Annotated in this window: 12 protein-coding genes; all 12 read right to left on the bottom strand. The window is 44.8% G+C overall.

Going from position 1 to position 16,255, the window contains the following annotated elements; translation table 11 throughout:
• Position 1 precedes the first annotated feature (1 nt).
• On the bottom strand, positions 2–1,048 hold the full coding sequence (locus tag LZ23_RS16545) for a phosphatase domain-containing protein (protein WP_045215987.1): 1,047 nt from the start codon (positions 1,046–1,048) through the stop codon (positions 2–4).
• Entirely contained in the window at positions 1,029–3,422 is a 2,394-nt protein-coding gene (locus tag LZ23_RS16540) for a PEP/pyruvate-binding domain-containing protein (protein ID WP_045215985.1), read from the bottom strand. Before LZ23_RS16540 ends, LZ23_RS16545 begins: the two co-directional genes overlap by 20 nt.
• Positions 3,423–3,428: 6 nt before the next feature.
• Complete coding sequence (locus LZ23_RS16535) at positions 3,429–3,800, bottom strand: response regulator (protein WP_045215983.1); 372 nt, start codon at positions 3,798–3,800, stop codon at positions 3,429–3,431.
• Positions 3,778–5,868 (bottom strand): ATP-binding protein, encoded by a 2,091-nt coding sequence (locus LZ23_RS16530; RefSeq protein ID WP_232300529.1) that lies wholly within the window; start codon positions 5,866–5,868, stop codon positions 3,778–3,780. The genes LZ23_RS16535 and LZ23_RS16530 overlap by 23 nt, the downstream gene beginning before the upstream one ends.
• Complete coding sequence (locus LZ23_RS16525; protein ID WP_045215980.1) at positions 5,855–6,787, bottom strand: phosphate/phosphite/phosphonate ABC transporter substrate-binding protein; 933 nt, start codon at positions 6,785–6,787, stop codon at positions 5,855–5,857. Before LZ23_RS16525 ends, LZ23_RS16530 begins: the two co-directional genes overlap by 14 nt.
• A gap of 25 nt (positions 6,788–6,812) precedes the next feature.
• Positions 6,813–8,432, bottom strand: coding sequence for an FmdE family protein (locus LZ23_RS16520; RefSeq protein ID WP_045215978.1), 1,620 nt, complete (start codon positions 8,430–8,432; stop codon positions 6,813–6,815).
• A gap of 4 nt (positions 8,433–8,436) precedes the next feature.
• Positions 8,437–9,084 carry a hypothetical protein gene (locus LZ23_RS16515; protein ID WP_045215976.1) on the bottom strand — a complete coding sequence of 216 codons (648 nt, stop codon included), beginning with the start codon at positions 9,082–9,084 and terminating at the stop codon, positions 8,437–8,439.
• A gap of 600 nt (positions 9,085–9,684) precedes the next feature.
• Positions 9,685–10,848 (bottom strand): sulfite exporter TauE/SafE family protein, encoded by a 1,164-nt coding sequence (locus LZ23_RS16510; protein WP_045215974.1) that lies wholly within the window; start codon positions 10,846–10,848, stop codon positions 9,685–9,687.
• Positions 10,849–11,299: 451 nt separating this feature from the next.
• Entirely contained in the window at positions 11,300–12,454 is a 1,155-nt protein-coding gene (locus LZ23_RS16505; protein ID WP_045215973.1) for a sulfite exporter TauE/SafE family protein, read from the bottom strand.
• Between the two features lie 25 nt (positions 12,455–12,479).
• On the bottom strand, positions 12,480–12,995 hold the full coding sequence (locus LZ23_RS16500) for a 4Fe-4S dicluster domain-containing protein (protein ID WP_045215971.1): 516 nt from the start codon (positions 12,993–12,995) through the stop codon (positions 12,480–12,482).
• A 150-nt stretch (positions 12,996–13,145) separates the two neighbouring features.
• A complete protein-coding gene (locus LZ23_RS16495) occupies positions 13,146–14,519 on the bottom strand; it encodes an NADH-quinone oxidoreductase subunit N (protein ID WP_045216100.1) in 1,374 nt (457 codons plus the stop codon).
• An 87-nt stretch (positions 14,520–14,606) separates the two neighbouring features.
• On the bottom strand, positions 14,607–16,217 hold the full coding sequence (locus LZ23_RS16490; protein WP_084591114.1) for a complex I subunit 4 family protein: 1,611 nt from the start codon (positions 16,215–16,217) through the stop codon (positions 14,607–14,609).
• Positions 16,218–16,255 lie beyond the last annotated feature (38 nt).

Genomic DNA, 16,255 nt, shown 5'->3' with positions numbered 1-16,255 from the left:
ATTATTTCTCCTTAGCTTCGCCTTTCATAAGTGCATAGAAGAATTTCTGAACATACTTGCCGGAAATGACTTCGTTGAGATCAAATGTAAGATCATCCTTTAGAAAGCTACCGCTAAAGGCCAGAAATAAATTTTCCGAGAGTGTACGAATATTTTCCTGCAGCTTTTTTCTGTCCTTCTTAGACAGATTTTTATGATCAAACAGTCGACATGCCAGGGGCCTTTGAGTATAGAATGAACACTTTCGATTATGACTCAGGGGGCAGACCAGTTTTTCCTGCTGGACAACCAGGCCCTTGTCTGTAGACGCTCTGGTGTTTAACACATCCACAGCATAGCTGATCAGCTCCTGGCGCTTTTCCCTCGAAAGCATGACATTCATTTTGTGGGCAATATAGACAGCTTCCACAAAGCTGACCTTGACTTTTTCCGTGCAGCACATCATGTGCTCACGACCGCACAGCCTGCCTGTTCCGGAAATCTCTGTTTCGATCCGGTTCAGCATAGCCTCCAGATCATCAAAAAAGGGATTGAGATCAACAATATTCTTATGCTCCAGGCTGGGCTCACGGGTTTTAAGAGCACATTGGGTCCTGCCGTATTGCCTTAAGAGTTTCCACTGGCAGTAACTTGATGGTTTGGAACGAAGTTTCTTTAATTTTTTCTGAACAAGCCTTGCACTGAGTCCTTTGCGCAGCAGATAGGCTGAAACAATGGTTCCGGTCCTTCCAATGCCATGCCTGCAGTGCACCATGACCTTTTTGCCGAGATAAATAGACTCGTCTATCCATTCCAGGGCATCATCCATGGTCTGCATCTCGGGTGTTTCTTCATCCTCTATGGGCAGATAATAGACATCAAACCCTGCATCCTGCTCAATCTTGGGCAGGTCGGGAAACTCTGCGCAAAGATTGATAATGGAGTCAATGCCAGCTTTTTTCAGCTTTTTTAGATGTTCGTAAGACATGGGAGCATGCCCCACTGCAAGACTTGGAGTAACCCAGCTCACAACTTCTTTCTTTTGGGCCTTAAATCCCCAGAATATCATGAATTTCTCCTGAATACTCCTGAGCGAGTTTTTTAATTTTTTCCTCGTCCATACTCATATCCTTCAGTCTGGTCCTGCCCAGGATATAGCCCACAACCTTGAGCCTTTTCTCTGTTTCTACCATACTTTCCCGGGAATACTCAGCCTTGAGAAGGTCTCCCCGGACTTCAATACTGAAATCAAACTCAGCAAGCACCATGCGAATGGTTTCAAGACGCATGAGACGCTTGGATTCATCTGCTCCGCCGCCCTTAAAGCTGAACTGGATGTAGTTTAGTTCCTTTTCTTTACCCAGCAGGGCATCCACAACCACAAAGTGATAACCGAAACGAATAAGGGCGTGCATATAGTCACTGGCCAGCAGGCCATAACTGCTTAGTAGTGCGGACTTGGTAGGGTCAAAAACACCGGCGCTGACCTTGTCAAATTCCTGCCAGTCAAAATGCTGAATATTTGCATCCCATTCTATCTTTTCATGCCCCAGGCCGGAAAACATGGCCAGGAAAGGTTTGCAGGTCACGTCGTCTAAGGACACCTTAGTCTGGGAATCTCCCTGCTCAGTAAGCCCTTTTTCTAAGTTAAGAACTCTAAATACTAATGGAATATCAAGGTCCAGCACTTTAGAACGATAAAGCCCTCTGCCCTTGCGATCGGTCAGGGCAAACATTTCTCGCACTCCCATCTCATGCGTAAATCGGATCAGGTCATGCATGGATCTGCAATTCTGAGGAACAAAATCTTCTGAGTCAGCATCTTTGAGATTCAGGGTGGATATATGTTCCAGAGCCTTTTTCATGCGCTCGGTAAGCCAGGTTTTTTTCTTGGATGAAAAGAGCATCCTTGGCTCTGCCTTACCGTCATGGACTATACCTCTGTTTCCATCGAGAGTGACCAGTTGATTATTCTGAAAAGTATCCATGGCCTCGGCAACATTGATAATCACTGGAATTGACCCTTCTCTGGCAATAGTGGCAAAATGACTGGCAGCACTGCCTTCTCTCGTTATTACACCGCCGAGCAGGTCTGTGGCTGCTGTCAGTTCAGGATACAGACCAGGAGCAACAACTATACTCCCTTTGGGAATTCTGGAAATTTCTTCCTTGGATTGAATGACAAATATTTTGCCGCTGATCAGCCCGGGGCTGGCCCATTCACCCTTGGCCAGAACCGGCAGGTCAAGTCTCGGGGCATCGTTGTCGGGTTTGATGGCATGTAGTGGTCTGGTCTGTAATAAAAAAAGGCTGCCCTTTTTATCCACCACCCACTCAATATCCTGGGGCTTTTCAAACAATGCCTCTAACTTAAGTGCCTGGTCATGGAGCTTCTGCAGATAAGAAGGCAGGTCTTGATGGAATTCATAATTTTCTTTCTTGTTGATGAAGTATTCTTTGGCTTTGACTTCACCACTGACCAGCTTGTCTCCCAGCCCGGATACAATATAAATGCCCATTTCATCCTTGTCTTTGACACCAGATGAGTAGACCACCCCGCTTTGATCAGCATCTACCATTTCCAGGACCAGAACTGCCATGGGCAGCAGTTCATCAGGAAGACCGGCATGAATCCTGTACGTCATGGCCCGAGGCGAATACTTGCTGGCCAGGACCTGTCTGAAGGCGTCAGCAAATTCTTCCGGTTTGACCTTGAGCAAGCTTTTATACTGTCCTGCAAAGCTTAAATCACTGTCTTCTCCAAATGCACTGGAGCGTACAGCAAGTCTGGAGCCCTGAAAATCATTAAGAAAGGTATCAATCTCTTCCTGTACGTCATCTGGAATTACCGCATCAAGTATGAGATCCTGAATTTCAGCACACCGCTTTTCAAAGTCATCAATGGAATCAAGGCACACCCTGCTCAGCAGTTCATTAATTTTAGGGCGCAGTACGTTGGCGGAAACTATGGAATTAAAAGCATTGGTAGTTATACAGAAACCTCTTGGAGCAATAAAACCCTTGCTCTTGATGAGACTGAGGTTCATGGCCTTGCCGCCGGCCAGATCTTCTTTGAGCTCTTGGTCAATGGGCAGGGCGTACGGGGGTTGGGTGTCAGGATCGTTGATATTCAACGACAGATGCATATAAAATGATACTTTTTTATGGTAGTCGCGTAATGCCTTGTATCGCAGGGGATTCAGCGCGATTATGCTTTTGATGAGCTTGGCTACTCCATCATCTAATTCTTCGCTCAGCCTGATTAGACGTGCATAATCACATGGCAGGCTGCGATAGTGAATCTCCTCAATTTCAGCCATCTTTTCCAGACAATAGCGGTCCAGAGCCAGAAGGTCTCTGAAATACTGGTATTTTTTACGCAGCAGTGTACCAGGGGCAAAAATCTGTCTGGACCAGTAGCTGAAAAGTTGGGTGATCCACATAATTGATCAGTCCGATGCTTTTGTGCTGAGTACTTTCTCAACTTTTTCTTCAAGTTCGTGCTTGTCTATAGGCTTGACCAGGTACTCATCTGCACCAAGCTGCAGGCAGCGCTGAGCGGTTTCTATGGTGGGAAATCCGGTAAGCATGATGACCTTGGTTGAAGGAGATATCTTCTTGGACTCTTCCAGTACTTCAACGCCGCTGAGTTTCTTGAGCTTAATATCAAGAATGGCCAGATCTATCTGTTCATCCTTGATAAAGGAAAGATAGTCTTCTTCCTCAGTAAACGGGTATACAACATGATCCTTTCTTTTCAGTATGCGCTTTACCAGTATCCCGGCATCATAAACATCATCAAGTACGGCAATGTTCGCCATTATTCTCCTCCATTTCGGTTTCTTCTTCCTGATGGTCCAAAGGCAGTTCAATAATAAAAACAGTACCTGGCCCGAATTTTTCTGATCTGGGAAAATCATCCGGCAGATACTCTCTTGGAGGTGGGCTCAGAGCTGACACCTTGCCTCCATGATCCTTGACTATGCCAAATGATACTGACAGACCCAGTCCAGTTCCTTTGCCCACCTGCTTGGTGGTAAAAAACGGATCAAATATCTTGCTCAGATTTTCCTCTTTTATACCCTTGCCTGTATCAGCAATGCCCACCACCACTCGCTGTCTGTGAGCGCAGAGCTTGGACTGCACATATATGACACCGTCCTGCCCTATGGCATCAGCTGCATTATTAAGCATGTTCAGCCAGACCTGTTTGAGCCTCTCCTTATCCCCGGTCATGGCTGGGATATTGTCATCCATGTCGTTAAGTATTTTAATGTGATTAAGAGAAAACACATGCTCTACGAGCTTTATCACTTCCTGCAGAGATTCATTAACATCCACGCTTTCACTGGCTGACTGGGAATACCTGGAAAAGCCGAGAAGGTCAGCAACAATCTTGCGACAGACCTTGGTCTGCTTTTCAATAATTTTCAGGTCATCAAGCAGATCCTCATCTTCAATGTCCTCCAGCAGCAACTGGGTATAGCCAAGAATTATGCCCAGCGGAGTATTAATTTCATGGGCCACTCCACCAGCAAGACGCCCAAGATCCTCCATTTTCTGGGATTGAATCAGCTGCTCCTGGAACTTCTTGAGCATGGATATATCGCGGGCTGTGAGCAGAATACCAATGATGGAATCATCCTGATCATAAACTGGCACTTTAATTACATGCAGCCACTTCTGGCCTTCAGGACGATTGAAGGTGATTTCTTTGGACAGAGGCTGGCCGGTTATAACTATCTGCATATCTTCATGATAGTTCAGATCTGCCTGGTCTTCAGAAACAATCTCAAAGTCAGTCTTGCCAATGATCTCTTCTTCCTTGACATTGAAATAATCACAGAAAGCTCTGCTGGCAAATTTATATCTCAGGGCCTTATCCTGCAGGGTGATGAAGTCAGGAGTGACATTCATTATGGTCTTGAGCAGCCCCTGCTGACGGGCAATGGTTTTTTCCCGTTCTGTAAGCTCCTCAATATGTGTCTTGACCGTAATGGCCATAACATCAAAGGCTTCAGCCAGATCCTGCAGTTCGTCACCAAAATTTCTTTTGTAAACCTGACAATGCTGGCATGCTTCCATCTTGTGCGGATAGTCCTGACCATGGCAATTGGGACACAATGTGCCTGCAAGGTACCAGCAGCGCCTCTGTTTATCACCATAAGCCGGACACTCAGTTCGCTGACAGTCCATAATTTCCCAGCAGTTTTTATCTAATGAAAACCCAGCCTGCACATTAAGATTGCCCTTGACCACCTCTTCAGCTGATTCTCTCAGCCTGTTGAGACGATAGGTCACTGTGTGGGCAAACCAGAGAGCCAGCATGATGCCTGCCCCAACTACGCCCAGGGTGCTGAAAAAGCTGGTCATTCTCTGACGGTGAATCTGCATGTCCATTTCATGCCGGGACAACCCCAGTCTGACAGTTCCCAGCTCTCTTTCTCCCAGAGCAACTCTTGCTGAAAAATCGTAAATCAGACCCTCTTCAGTGGACAAAAGAAGTGGTGCTGTAGGTGCTGCCTCTCGTCCAATATCCAAAAGATCTGTGGGAAACCCCCCCGAAAAAGTATGGGACAATACATTATCGTTTATATCGATTAAAAATACATAAATAACATCATCATACTGGTTATGAACATTATCAATGAGATTTTTCATCTGCAGAAAATCCATGGCCAGGATAGGCTCAGCCATGCGAAAAGCCAGCCCTGAGGTCAGAGCCTGCCCTCTTTTTCGGCCTTCCTCCAGCAAAGCTTTGGACGACATGGATGATAAAATCAAACCAATGCCAAGACCGCAAAATACCAGCATCACTGCTACACCAAGAGTGATTTTGGTCCTGAATTTCAGGTTATGCAAAAACATGGGCATACTAATCAAGATCAAGGCCTACCTTTGTGCTGAGTTCACGCACAGGATCAAAATCGGAGTCATCTGAAGGAACAAATCCTATGAATCTTGCTGCATCCAGAATAGCTCTGTGCTCTGGTTCATGCTCATAGTCCAAGGCCAGCATGGCACCTCTGATCTGTTCAACCACTTCTTCGGGCAGCCTGGGGCTATAGGAGTAAACCCAGCCCGGGTACCACCTGGTATTATCAATGATTTGAATCTGATCAATGTCAATCTTGTCTTCTACAACACCAAGGGAACCTTCCCGAATTGACCCAACTTCATGAAGACCGGCGTACACCCCGAGGATGACGTTTTCCTGCCTGCCTCCTGCAAAAACCACCTCTCTAAAATCATCCAGGTTCAGGCCATGGTCAACAAAATGTCCCAATGGAAAGAGATAGCCCCCTGCGGATGATGGATCCACTGCCACCCAGCTTTTGTCCCGACAATCTTCTATTGTTTTAATTTCATGATTATCAGCTCTAGCGATAATCTGCCCCCGAAACTCAGCGCGCCCGTCTTCTTCAATGATCCTGGTCATGGCCTTGGCACCGAAACGATTGGCCAGCTTGACATAGATAAACGGATTGGAGAAGGAAATATCAATCTTTCCCTGTCCAAACATATTAATATGATCATCAAAAGTATCTGGAAAAACCTGCCTAATGGGCAGACCTGTCTTTTCAGAAAGATATTCCACAAGCCTGTGATGGCGCTGAAATGATTCTGTATGAGAATACTGGGGCAGATAAGCATAGGTAAGTGCAGGCATCTGGTGCCTGAAGGTTATTTCCTCTCGCTTGTCTAAGGAAACCTTAATGGCCTCTTCACTTTCACCGCAGGCAGAAAGGAGGAAGGCAAGCAGCAGCCATGTCAGGAATATAGTGATTAGCCTTATTGATTTTAGCATAGTGGTTTTAAAACTTTACTCTTTCTTACTTTCCAAACGGACATTTGGGATAAGTACAGGATTTACAAGCCAGACACAGCCCTCCATCAGCCATATGAGCAAGATCAAGGCGGGTGATTCTTATTCCAGCCAGCAGTCTTGGCAGGAGCAGGTCAAAGCTGGTGGTCTTGAAATATAATGCGCATGCCGGCACCCCTATCACAGGAGTTGATCCAATTCTGGTAAGCATTGTCATGGCACCCGGAAGAATGGGGGCCCCGTACAAAACATCAACAGCCCCTGCATCTTCTAAGCCTTTCCTGGTAACGTCATCAGGATCAACCGACAGCCCTGCTGTTGTTACCACAATCTCAGCCCCTGAACCGAGCAGGTCAAGGATAGATTTTTTTATTTGCTCCCGGTTATCCGGGCAAATAATTGTTCTGACTACCTTTGAACCAAGCTTTCCAACTTTATCGGTGATAATCGGTTCGAAGCGGTCCTTGATAATTCCTTCGTAAATCTCAGTTCCGGTAATGAGCAATCCAACGTTTCTGCTGGGAAGAGAAATCACGTCAAATAAAGGGCCACCTGCAAGCACCTGCATGGCTTTTTCATAGTTTGATCTTGCTATGTACAGTGGTATGGCCCTGGTACCTGCAATTACCGTATCCTTATTGACCATGAGATGGCCCTGTCTGCTGGCGCACATAACCTGTGGAACCAGGTTAAAGGCCAGAAGATTCTCCCTGTTGATTTTAAGCAGACCATCTCTTGATGCCTTGAGGTTGACCTTGCCCTCCCTCGGGGGAAGATCAAAGGTTACCCCGTCTCCGGCCATGGCTTCGGCAAAGCTTCTGGCCGCATCGTCTTCATGAACCCAGTCTTTTTCATCAGGCTTTTGATCTGTATAGATATTGTTTCTACCTACCTGCTGGAGCCTGCACATGTCACCAATATTAATTTCCTGGCCCCGCTTGATTACCGGACCTTTAAAACCAGCCTCTGGATTTATTCCGGTCATGTCATGAACTGCCTTGCTACCCACTGCTTTTTCCAAAGGAACATGCTCCAAATCCGGCTCAGGATGGCATTCTACTTGCTCAACATAGGGGCTGTCTCCATGACACCCCCGGCAGGCTGCTCCATCATTGCCAGGAAAAGGCTCTTTGCAGATTGGGCAGATTACAATACCTGACATTTTTTTTCTGCCCATCTGGTTCATATCCACCTGAACCGGCACTGCTGTGAACATTCCATGGCCTGCTTCCCTGATCTGGGACATAAGCAATTCAAAACTCTGTTCTTTTTTTGGCTTAAGTTTCAGAAGCCAGGCATGAATTTCCGGCCACTGCTTTAATTTTTCAACATCAATATAAACCCTGATTCCCTGTCCGGTATATTTATCATACAGAGTCAGGGCATAGCGACCCAAATTTACAATTTTGAGCCAGCCGTTGCCTATGGTGCATAAAGTAAGCAATTGTACTGCATCAGGTAGACACTTGGGAGTCTCTGCGATGGCATCAAAAATTGTTTCAGGTGGAAGATTATCCCGGCCCATATCGACCATCATCCCACCGATAATGATGCCTGGAGCCGGACTGCCGTGAAAATTTCTTACAACTTCAATAAAATCATCAAAATCATAGTTACCTATACGCATTATACTACCTTCTTACTGATTCAGGGCCATCCTGATTCTGCCAGAACCGTTCCGGCAGCCCCCTGTGTTTGTTAATGTCTTCCCACTTGATCATTTCCTCTTCACCCTCGTCAATGCCTACTCTTGGATCATTTTTGAAGAAATACAGATGTGGCTTGAGTCTTCCCCAAAAAATTCTACATAAAATATACATGGGAATAAGTACTGCTGCAAAACCTACTGTGTCACCTATCAGCGGGAGTGTTACGGCCATTTCAAACTCCAATCCTGAAAACCTGGTGGACATCCAGCCAAGGGCAAAGGGGACTGGCCATAAAAAGGCTGCCCCTTGAGTGATCATATTGAAAAAGTACTTTCCAAATGCTTCATTAGCTTCTTTGTTGCAAGCTCTGAAATTTTCCTTATCTTTGACAACAATGGCCTTGATGGAAAGATTATGCATTTTTACTGCCTGGGCTCGCAATTTATTCATGTATGACCTGTTGACCACAGCTGCTACCCGGAAAGTAAGCTCTCCGAGCAGAATGCACCATAGGCAGAGAATAAATGTGCCGAAATAAAAGCCAACAATGGGTATTTCAAAGGCCCTGAACGGGGCAATAAGCAGGGTGTCAAGCCATTCATAAAATTGAAGCCAGATTTCTTCGAACATGATCAAAATCCTCATCATAATGAAAACAATTGGGTCAGGTAACCAAATGGCATGCCATAGGAACGCGCCTTATTTATGCAGGAGCATAACCCCTTTGCGTTAAATAAGGCAAGGTGGAGTTGACTGCAGAAATAAAGACAGACAAAATGATAAAATAGCAGCATATGCTGTATCTTTGTTGGTCGCGAAACAAACTTACATAGTAATAGTTTAGCCTTTTTTAAGGAAAGCAGGGGACAGGCACTCTGGGCCCCACTTGAGGATCAACCGATGATTTAAACGTCTCACTTTTGAGACAAGTGGGGCCCAGAAGAGCCAGTCCCCGTGCCACATGCAAATGGCTAAACTATTACCTTACATACCAGTCTGGAGCGACTTGGCAGAACATCAATTGTCAAAAACTACCAACGCTGTCGTTGAAATTCTTTCTTAACCTAAATGATTCCAAATTAAAAGGGGCAACTTTACAATTAATTGTAGTTGCCCCTGATGAATGACTTCAGACCCTCAAAGGTCAGCAGGGCAGCCCTCGGCTTTTGGAGATGAAGCCCTGCAGCTATAGATAAGTGAACTTACTTCAATTACTCATAGACATTGCACCTAACCAAAAATAAGTCCGATGATATCTTTACCGATGAAGCCCCTCGCCATATAGTTCAGTCCAACATAAAAGGCCAATACAATAAATATCCTGGTCAACACCTTGTCAGGAATGTACTGAGAAGTCCTGGGGCCGATCATTGAGCCAATAAATATACCTATGAGCTGGGTTCCTATCAGTGGCCAGTGAACAATCACTCCCTGAAGCATATAACTGCCAATGCTGGTGATCATACCAATAAGAACTGCCATGGCTGATGTCCCTGCTGCGAGATACATGGGAAGGCCGGCTACACTGGTTAAGAATGGCACCAGAATAAAGCCGCCGCCAACACCGAGAAATGCTGCAATAGAAGCAATAATAAAACCACCGATGATTGGCAGTAAGGGGTTAAATGAAAACTCCACACCGTAAAAAGTAAAGCTTACCTGCCTGGCGCTATAGCTGATTACCTTAACACCGAGATCTGAGGTATCTACTGACTCTCCAGATCTTTTCTTTTTCATGGTGGCCTCAAAAGCCTGTGCTGCTTCTTTGGCCTTCTTTTTTCTTTTCTGGCCTGCCGGAGTTGTCTCATACAGCATCCAGCAGCCAAGAAGAAGAACAAACATGCCAAAATAACCAATATAAGCACTGAATGAGACTCTTCCTGCAGTTAATGTCGGTATAAGATAACTTCCAAGTATAGATCCAACGGCAAGAGCCAGACCAACTGGCCATACCAGTCGGCCCATCTTCCAATAGTTGAGAGTAGAGACCAGTGCAGAAAGGCCGCCCATAAACTGATTTGATACTCTTATGGAATCTGTAATAGTTCTGTTCAAGGTTGGCGAAGTATTTCTAAAACTGTCAGCATAGTTTCCAAGGCCATATATTGTAATATGACCTATTCCCGCCATTATGCCGCCAAATGCGCCAACTGTGGAGAAGATCCAGCCAACCCAGATGGCCCACAAAAAAGCAATGATCAAGTTTATCTGCGGACCACCAGGAATGCCAAGATATCCAGGTTCAGCATCAGGATTGATTTCACCCATTCCTGTACCCTTGGGTGCTTCATAAATCGCCTGCTGCAGAGAATCAGCTGAAGCTTGTGTTATAAAAACCCCGCCTACGGTGATAGCAAGAAAAAAGATGAGAATTAGAATAGAAGAAAAACGCATAACAAAACCTCCTTAAAATATAATGTTAATAATGGGATAAGGCTGTATCAAATTAGCTCTTTACTCTGAAATAATAGTTATTTCCTAACAGTTAAGCCCTTTGCGTGCAGCACAGGGAATTACTCTTCCGAAACCTGCCTACCTCAAAAAAACACTTATTAAATTATAGTATGTGCTCAAGTGGATCCCGGTGTGCTTGTTACTCAAGTCAGAATGAGCTAAATTGTAACTTAATTTGCATTTTTTTGGGCGTAAAAAAGGTCGGCTACTATGTAAACAGGGGAGTCATGCCTGAAATAATAACCGACCAATGAGATATGTTTTAAAGTGCAAACTTAATATATGGTTCAAAAAAAAACGAGACGTAGTCTCGTTCTGAGTAAGAGGGGTGGCATGTGATCAGCCACCCCTGGATTGTTTTGTAGTTATCAAATTAACGAGCTAATATTCATTAGCCTCCGGTGATAAGCTGTACAAGGTCTTTACCCAGAAAGCCTCTGGCCATGAAATTGAAACCAACATAGAAGGCAAGAACTATGAAGATTCTGGTCAGGACCTTGTCTGGAATGTACTGTGAAGTTCTGGGACCAATCATGGATCCAACAAAAACACCTACAAGCTGAGTTCCGATCAAAGGCCAGTGAACCAATACTCCAGCACCGAGATAGCTGAGAATACTGGTAATCATACCAATTAACACTGCCATGGCAGAAGTTCCAGCTGCGAGGTACATGGGCAGTCCTGCAACACTGGTCAGAAATGGAACAAGCATGAATCCGCCGCCAACACCGAGAAATGAAGCTATAGCTGCGATTATAAACCCACCTACTATTGGGAATATCGGGTTAAAGGAGAATTCAACTCCGTAAAACGTAAATGCAACTTTTTTAAGATTCATCTGCATTACTTTTACGCCGAGTTCTGATGTATCAACAGCTTCGCCTGCACGTTTTTTCTTCATGGTTGCTTCAAAGGCCTGTGCTGCTTCCTTGGCTTTTTTCTTTCTTTTCTGTCCGGCAGGAGTGGTTTCATAAAGCATGTAGAAACCAAGGCAGAGAACAAATATGCCGAAGTAGCCAACATACTCTCTGAATGAAATTCTACCTGCAGTGATAGTTGGTATCAGCCAGCTGCCGAGGATGGAGCCACCAGCCAGAAACAAACCAACCGGCCATACGAGACGGCCAAGCTTGGCATAATTTATAGTTGAAACCAGAGCACTGAACCCGACCATGAACTGGTTGGATACGCGTATTGAATCAGTCACAGACCTGTTCAGGGTTGGAGCTGTCTCACGAAAGCCTTGTGCATAGTTTCCAAGACCGTAAATGGTAATATGACCGATACCGGCCATGATTCCACCAAAGGCACCTACAGTGGAAAAAATCCAGCCTACCCAGATAGCCCAGAGAAAGGCTATGAATAGATTAATCTGAGGACCTCCTGGTATGCCAAGATATCCGGGTTCATCAGCAGAATTAATCTCTCCTGCTGCAATTCCCTGTTGAATACCTTCGGCAAGTCTGTCAGCCCAGCCCGGACCAGCAAGCGCAACCATCAGCAATGCAAACGCGGTTAAAGAAATCAGTAAAAGTTTTTTCGGCATGACTCCCCTCCTAAAGTGTTAAAGGTTAATTCCTTTCCTGTTCGGACAAAAGAATTTGAGTGGCGTAATCGAGTCTTGTCTGTGATGACGCTTCATTTGGCTTGATAAAAGATAATGCATGAGTAGTGCAACCGGTTACACAGGCAGGCTTTAGGCCTTCATCGACTCTGTCTCTGCAATAGTCACACTTGATTGCCCTGCCATTGACTTCATCCCACTGGGGAATTTTCCATGGGCAGGCCATGATACAGGCCTTACAGCCTACGCAAAGCTCCTGATTGACAAATACTATACCATCGTTCTCGCGCTTGGTCATGGCACCTGTAGGGCAGGCTGATACGCACCATGGGCTTTCACAGTGAAAACAGGGCATAAACAGGGTCAAATATCTGGGCTGGTCTTTTTTGGCTACCGGGCCTACAGATACAAGTTGGCCAAACTTTGCACCAGCCGGGACCTTATTTTTTGCCTTGCAATGCACTTCACAGGCTTTACAGCTAATGCATCTTTTTTGATCAATTTTAATGAAATAGTTACTCATGGTTACACCTCCTGATGGTACCTCTATTTAAGATTTAGATCCTTATAATTAAGCTGAGCTCACAAGCTGATAAAAAATGGTATAAAAAACTTATATATATTCTTGATTCAAATCATAATCGATTCAATCACAGTCATTGCAGGTTTAATATTAAAAAAACAACACATTACTGGCGCGCATGAGCATATCAAATATGCTTTGTGGTAACACACCAAGATAGATCACCCCTGCTGCCAGAACAACTGCCACTGATGTTCCGGTAAGGGATACATTGATCTTTGTTGGAACTACCTGGTCAAGAGTATATGCATGTCTGACAAGGTTAAGGTAGTAAAAGATTGCCAGAGCAGTATTAATTACGGCTACAATTACAAGCCAGTGATAACCTTCCCCCCAGGCTGAGTTAAGCAGAAAGAGCTTTCCAGTAAATCCGGCTGTAGGCGGCAGGCCCACTAATGCAAAAGCAGCTACAGCAAGCACAAAGGCCAGGACCGGAGCTGTGCTGTAAAGACCACGGAGATCATTAATATATATATTTCTACCATTATCTGACAGCCTGGTTATTACCCAGAAAATCGTAAGATTCATTACAACGTACACCAGTGCGTAGTATGAAGCAGCTGCAAGGCCATAACTGCCGCCTGCTACCAAACCCATTACAATAAATCCTGCATGAGCAACACTTGAGTAGGCAAGCAGCCTTTTGACATCGCGCTGTACCAGAGCAAAGAGATTACCAATGGTCATGGATAATGCTGCAAAAATAGCGAGTATAGTCTTTACCTCTACTCCTGGTGCCAGTGCCATCAATCTTACAAGTATAACAATTGCCCCGATTTTGGGTAATGTAGCTGCAAATGCAGCTGTCTCATTGCTTGCGCCTTGATATACATCCGGTGCCCAGAAATGGAATGGAAACAGTGCAAGCTTATAGATGAAAGCCATGAAAAACATGCCCAGACCAATAAGAGCCATGGGATTATCAGCAAAAGACCAGCTCATGGTGGCAAGTTCGTGGATGTATGTAGTGTGCTGCCCTGCTATTATGTATGAAATTCCAAAAAGACCAATGGCAGTTGCCACAGCACCAAAGAGAGCATATTTGATTGTTCCTTCAACAGCACGAGGATCATTGTTCCTGAGCGGAAGAAGTATGTACAGACTGTAAGAGGCAAGCTCAAGCGAGATGTAGATGGTAAAGAGCTCGATAGTGCTTGATAAAAGCAGCAACCCGAAACTGCTCATGAACATAAAGAAAAAATAATCAGCTCTGTTTGCTTTGCCGAGAGACTGATTTCGAATGGCATTAGCACTGCAGATAGCTAAGCCCAGAAATACAAGTGCTTTGAAAAACTGTGATAAATTATCAATTTGATAGGATTCATAGAACATCAGCTCTGGGGCAGTGGGAGAAAAAGCTGCCAGTATTGCTCCAAGCAGGGCACCAAAAGGCACCCAATGGGTTATGTTCTTTAACTTTTCACTGATGCTTTGCACAAAAAGAACAGCAAGCAGTGCAACCATGTACAGTTCAGGGATTATCAGTAGTGGATTGAAGTTAAGCAAGGCTTTTCTCCTTTTATCCTTCCAGCCGGACTTGCAGGCTGTTGTTTAATTCAGTTCCTTGGTATTTGACTCAGTATTATTAGCAACTTCCATTGTACGCAGTTCTGGAGAGTATAATATCTCCGTTTCCGTATAAGATAATTTAGATGATATTGAAGGAATTTCATTACAGATATTGGCGTGTTCTGAAATGTGACGTTCACGTTCAAAATTATCTAATAGATTTTCAATGGATGGTCCCATAATATTTAATGCCCTTCCGGGAGCAAGACCAAGATAAAATACCAGCAAGAGTAAGGGCAATAGATAAACCCATTCACGCGTGTTTATGTCTTTCCAGTTAGAAGCATTGCTGGGTGACCCCCACCCGACTGATAAAAGCAGTCGCATCAGGTATGCCAGGCCAAGTAGCAGGCCGATAATAAATAGAACACCAAGAAAGTAGCTGGCCTCGAAAACTCCAATAAGTACTAATAGCTTGCTGAAAAAACCATTGGTTCCCGGGAACCCAAAAGCTGCCAGTGAAAACAGGAGCAGAAATCCGGTATAAATAGGCAAGTGTTTGCTCAACCCCATATTATCAGCTATCTCTCTGCTGTGACTTCGTTCATAAAGAAGCCCCACAAGCATAAACATGGCTCCAGTTATTATGCCATGATTTACCATGTGCATGATGGCACCTTCGACTCCTCGAAAGGCAAATACAAATATGCCGAGAGTGACGAATCCCATATGCGCTACTGAAGAATATGCTATCAGCTTTTTCATATCCTGTTGTCCTATGGCTACAAAGGATCCATAGATTACTGAAATGATAGCCAGTGTAATCATCAGCGGTGCAAAGAAATCGCTTGCAGCAGGTGTTATAGGCATGCAGAAGCGCAAGAAGCCATAAGTGCCCATTTTTAGCAATATGGACGCAAGAAGAACACTGCCTGCTGTAGGTGCCTCAACGTGTGCAGCAGGAAGCCACGTATGAAATGGAAACATGGGCACCTTAATGGCGAACGCGAGAGCCATGGCTAGAAATGCCCACATCTGAAACCTGAATCCATACTCATGCTGCATAAGTTCCGGTATGGAAAAGGTGCCTGTATGTATAAAAAAAGCTACAATGGCAGCCAGGAAAAGTGTACTGCCTGCTAAGGTATAAATAAAAAACTTTAGTGAAGCATAGCGTTTGTTGGGTCCGCCCCAGACAGCTATCATCAGATACATTGGTACAAGCATTGCTTCCCAGAATATGTAAAATAATACAAAATCCAGGGCACTGAATATTCCAACACAGGCCGTAGTCATCAGCAACAGGCAGAAATGAAACTCCTTGACCCTCTTACCGATATAACTCCAGGAACATAAAACGCACAAAGGCAAGAGTATAACGGTAAGCAGAATCATTAGAATACTGATACCATCAATGCCCAGGTAATAATTTATGTTCCAGGCCTCTATCCAGACATGCTTTTCCACAAACTGAAATTCAGCAGTGGTAAGGTTAAAGCCCAGCAAGGGCAGCATAAGTACACATTCAATTAAGCCCACAACAAGTGTAAAGACCCTGATGTTTTTATCTCCGCGGATAAAAAAGAGCACCACCGCCGCGATTAGTGGGAAGAAGATCAGGGCGCTGAGCACTGGAAAGTCTGTGTTAAGCATAGTCAGCTACTCCGGCAAACGGTTTATAAAAGTTATGT

Origin of the sequence: Desulfonatronovibrio magnus (assembly GCF_000934755.1) — a bacterium.
GTDB lineage: Bacteria > Desulfobacterota > Desulfovibrionia > Desulfovibrionales > Desulfonatronovibrionaceae > Desulfonatronovibrio > Desulfonatronovibrio magnus.
Note: the sequence above shows the minus strand (reverse complement) of the source record. Positions and strands in the feature narration are given on the sequence as shown.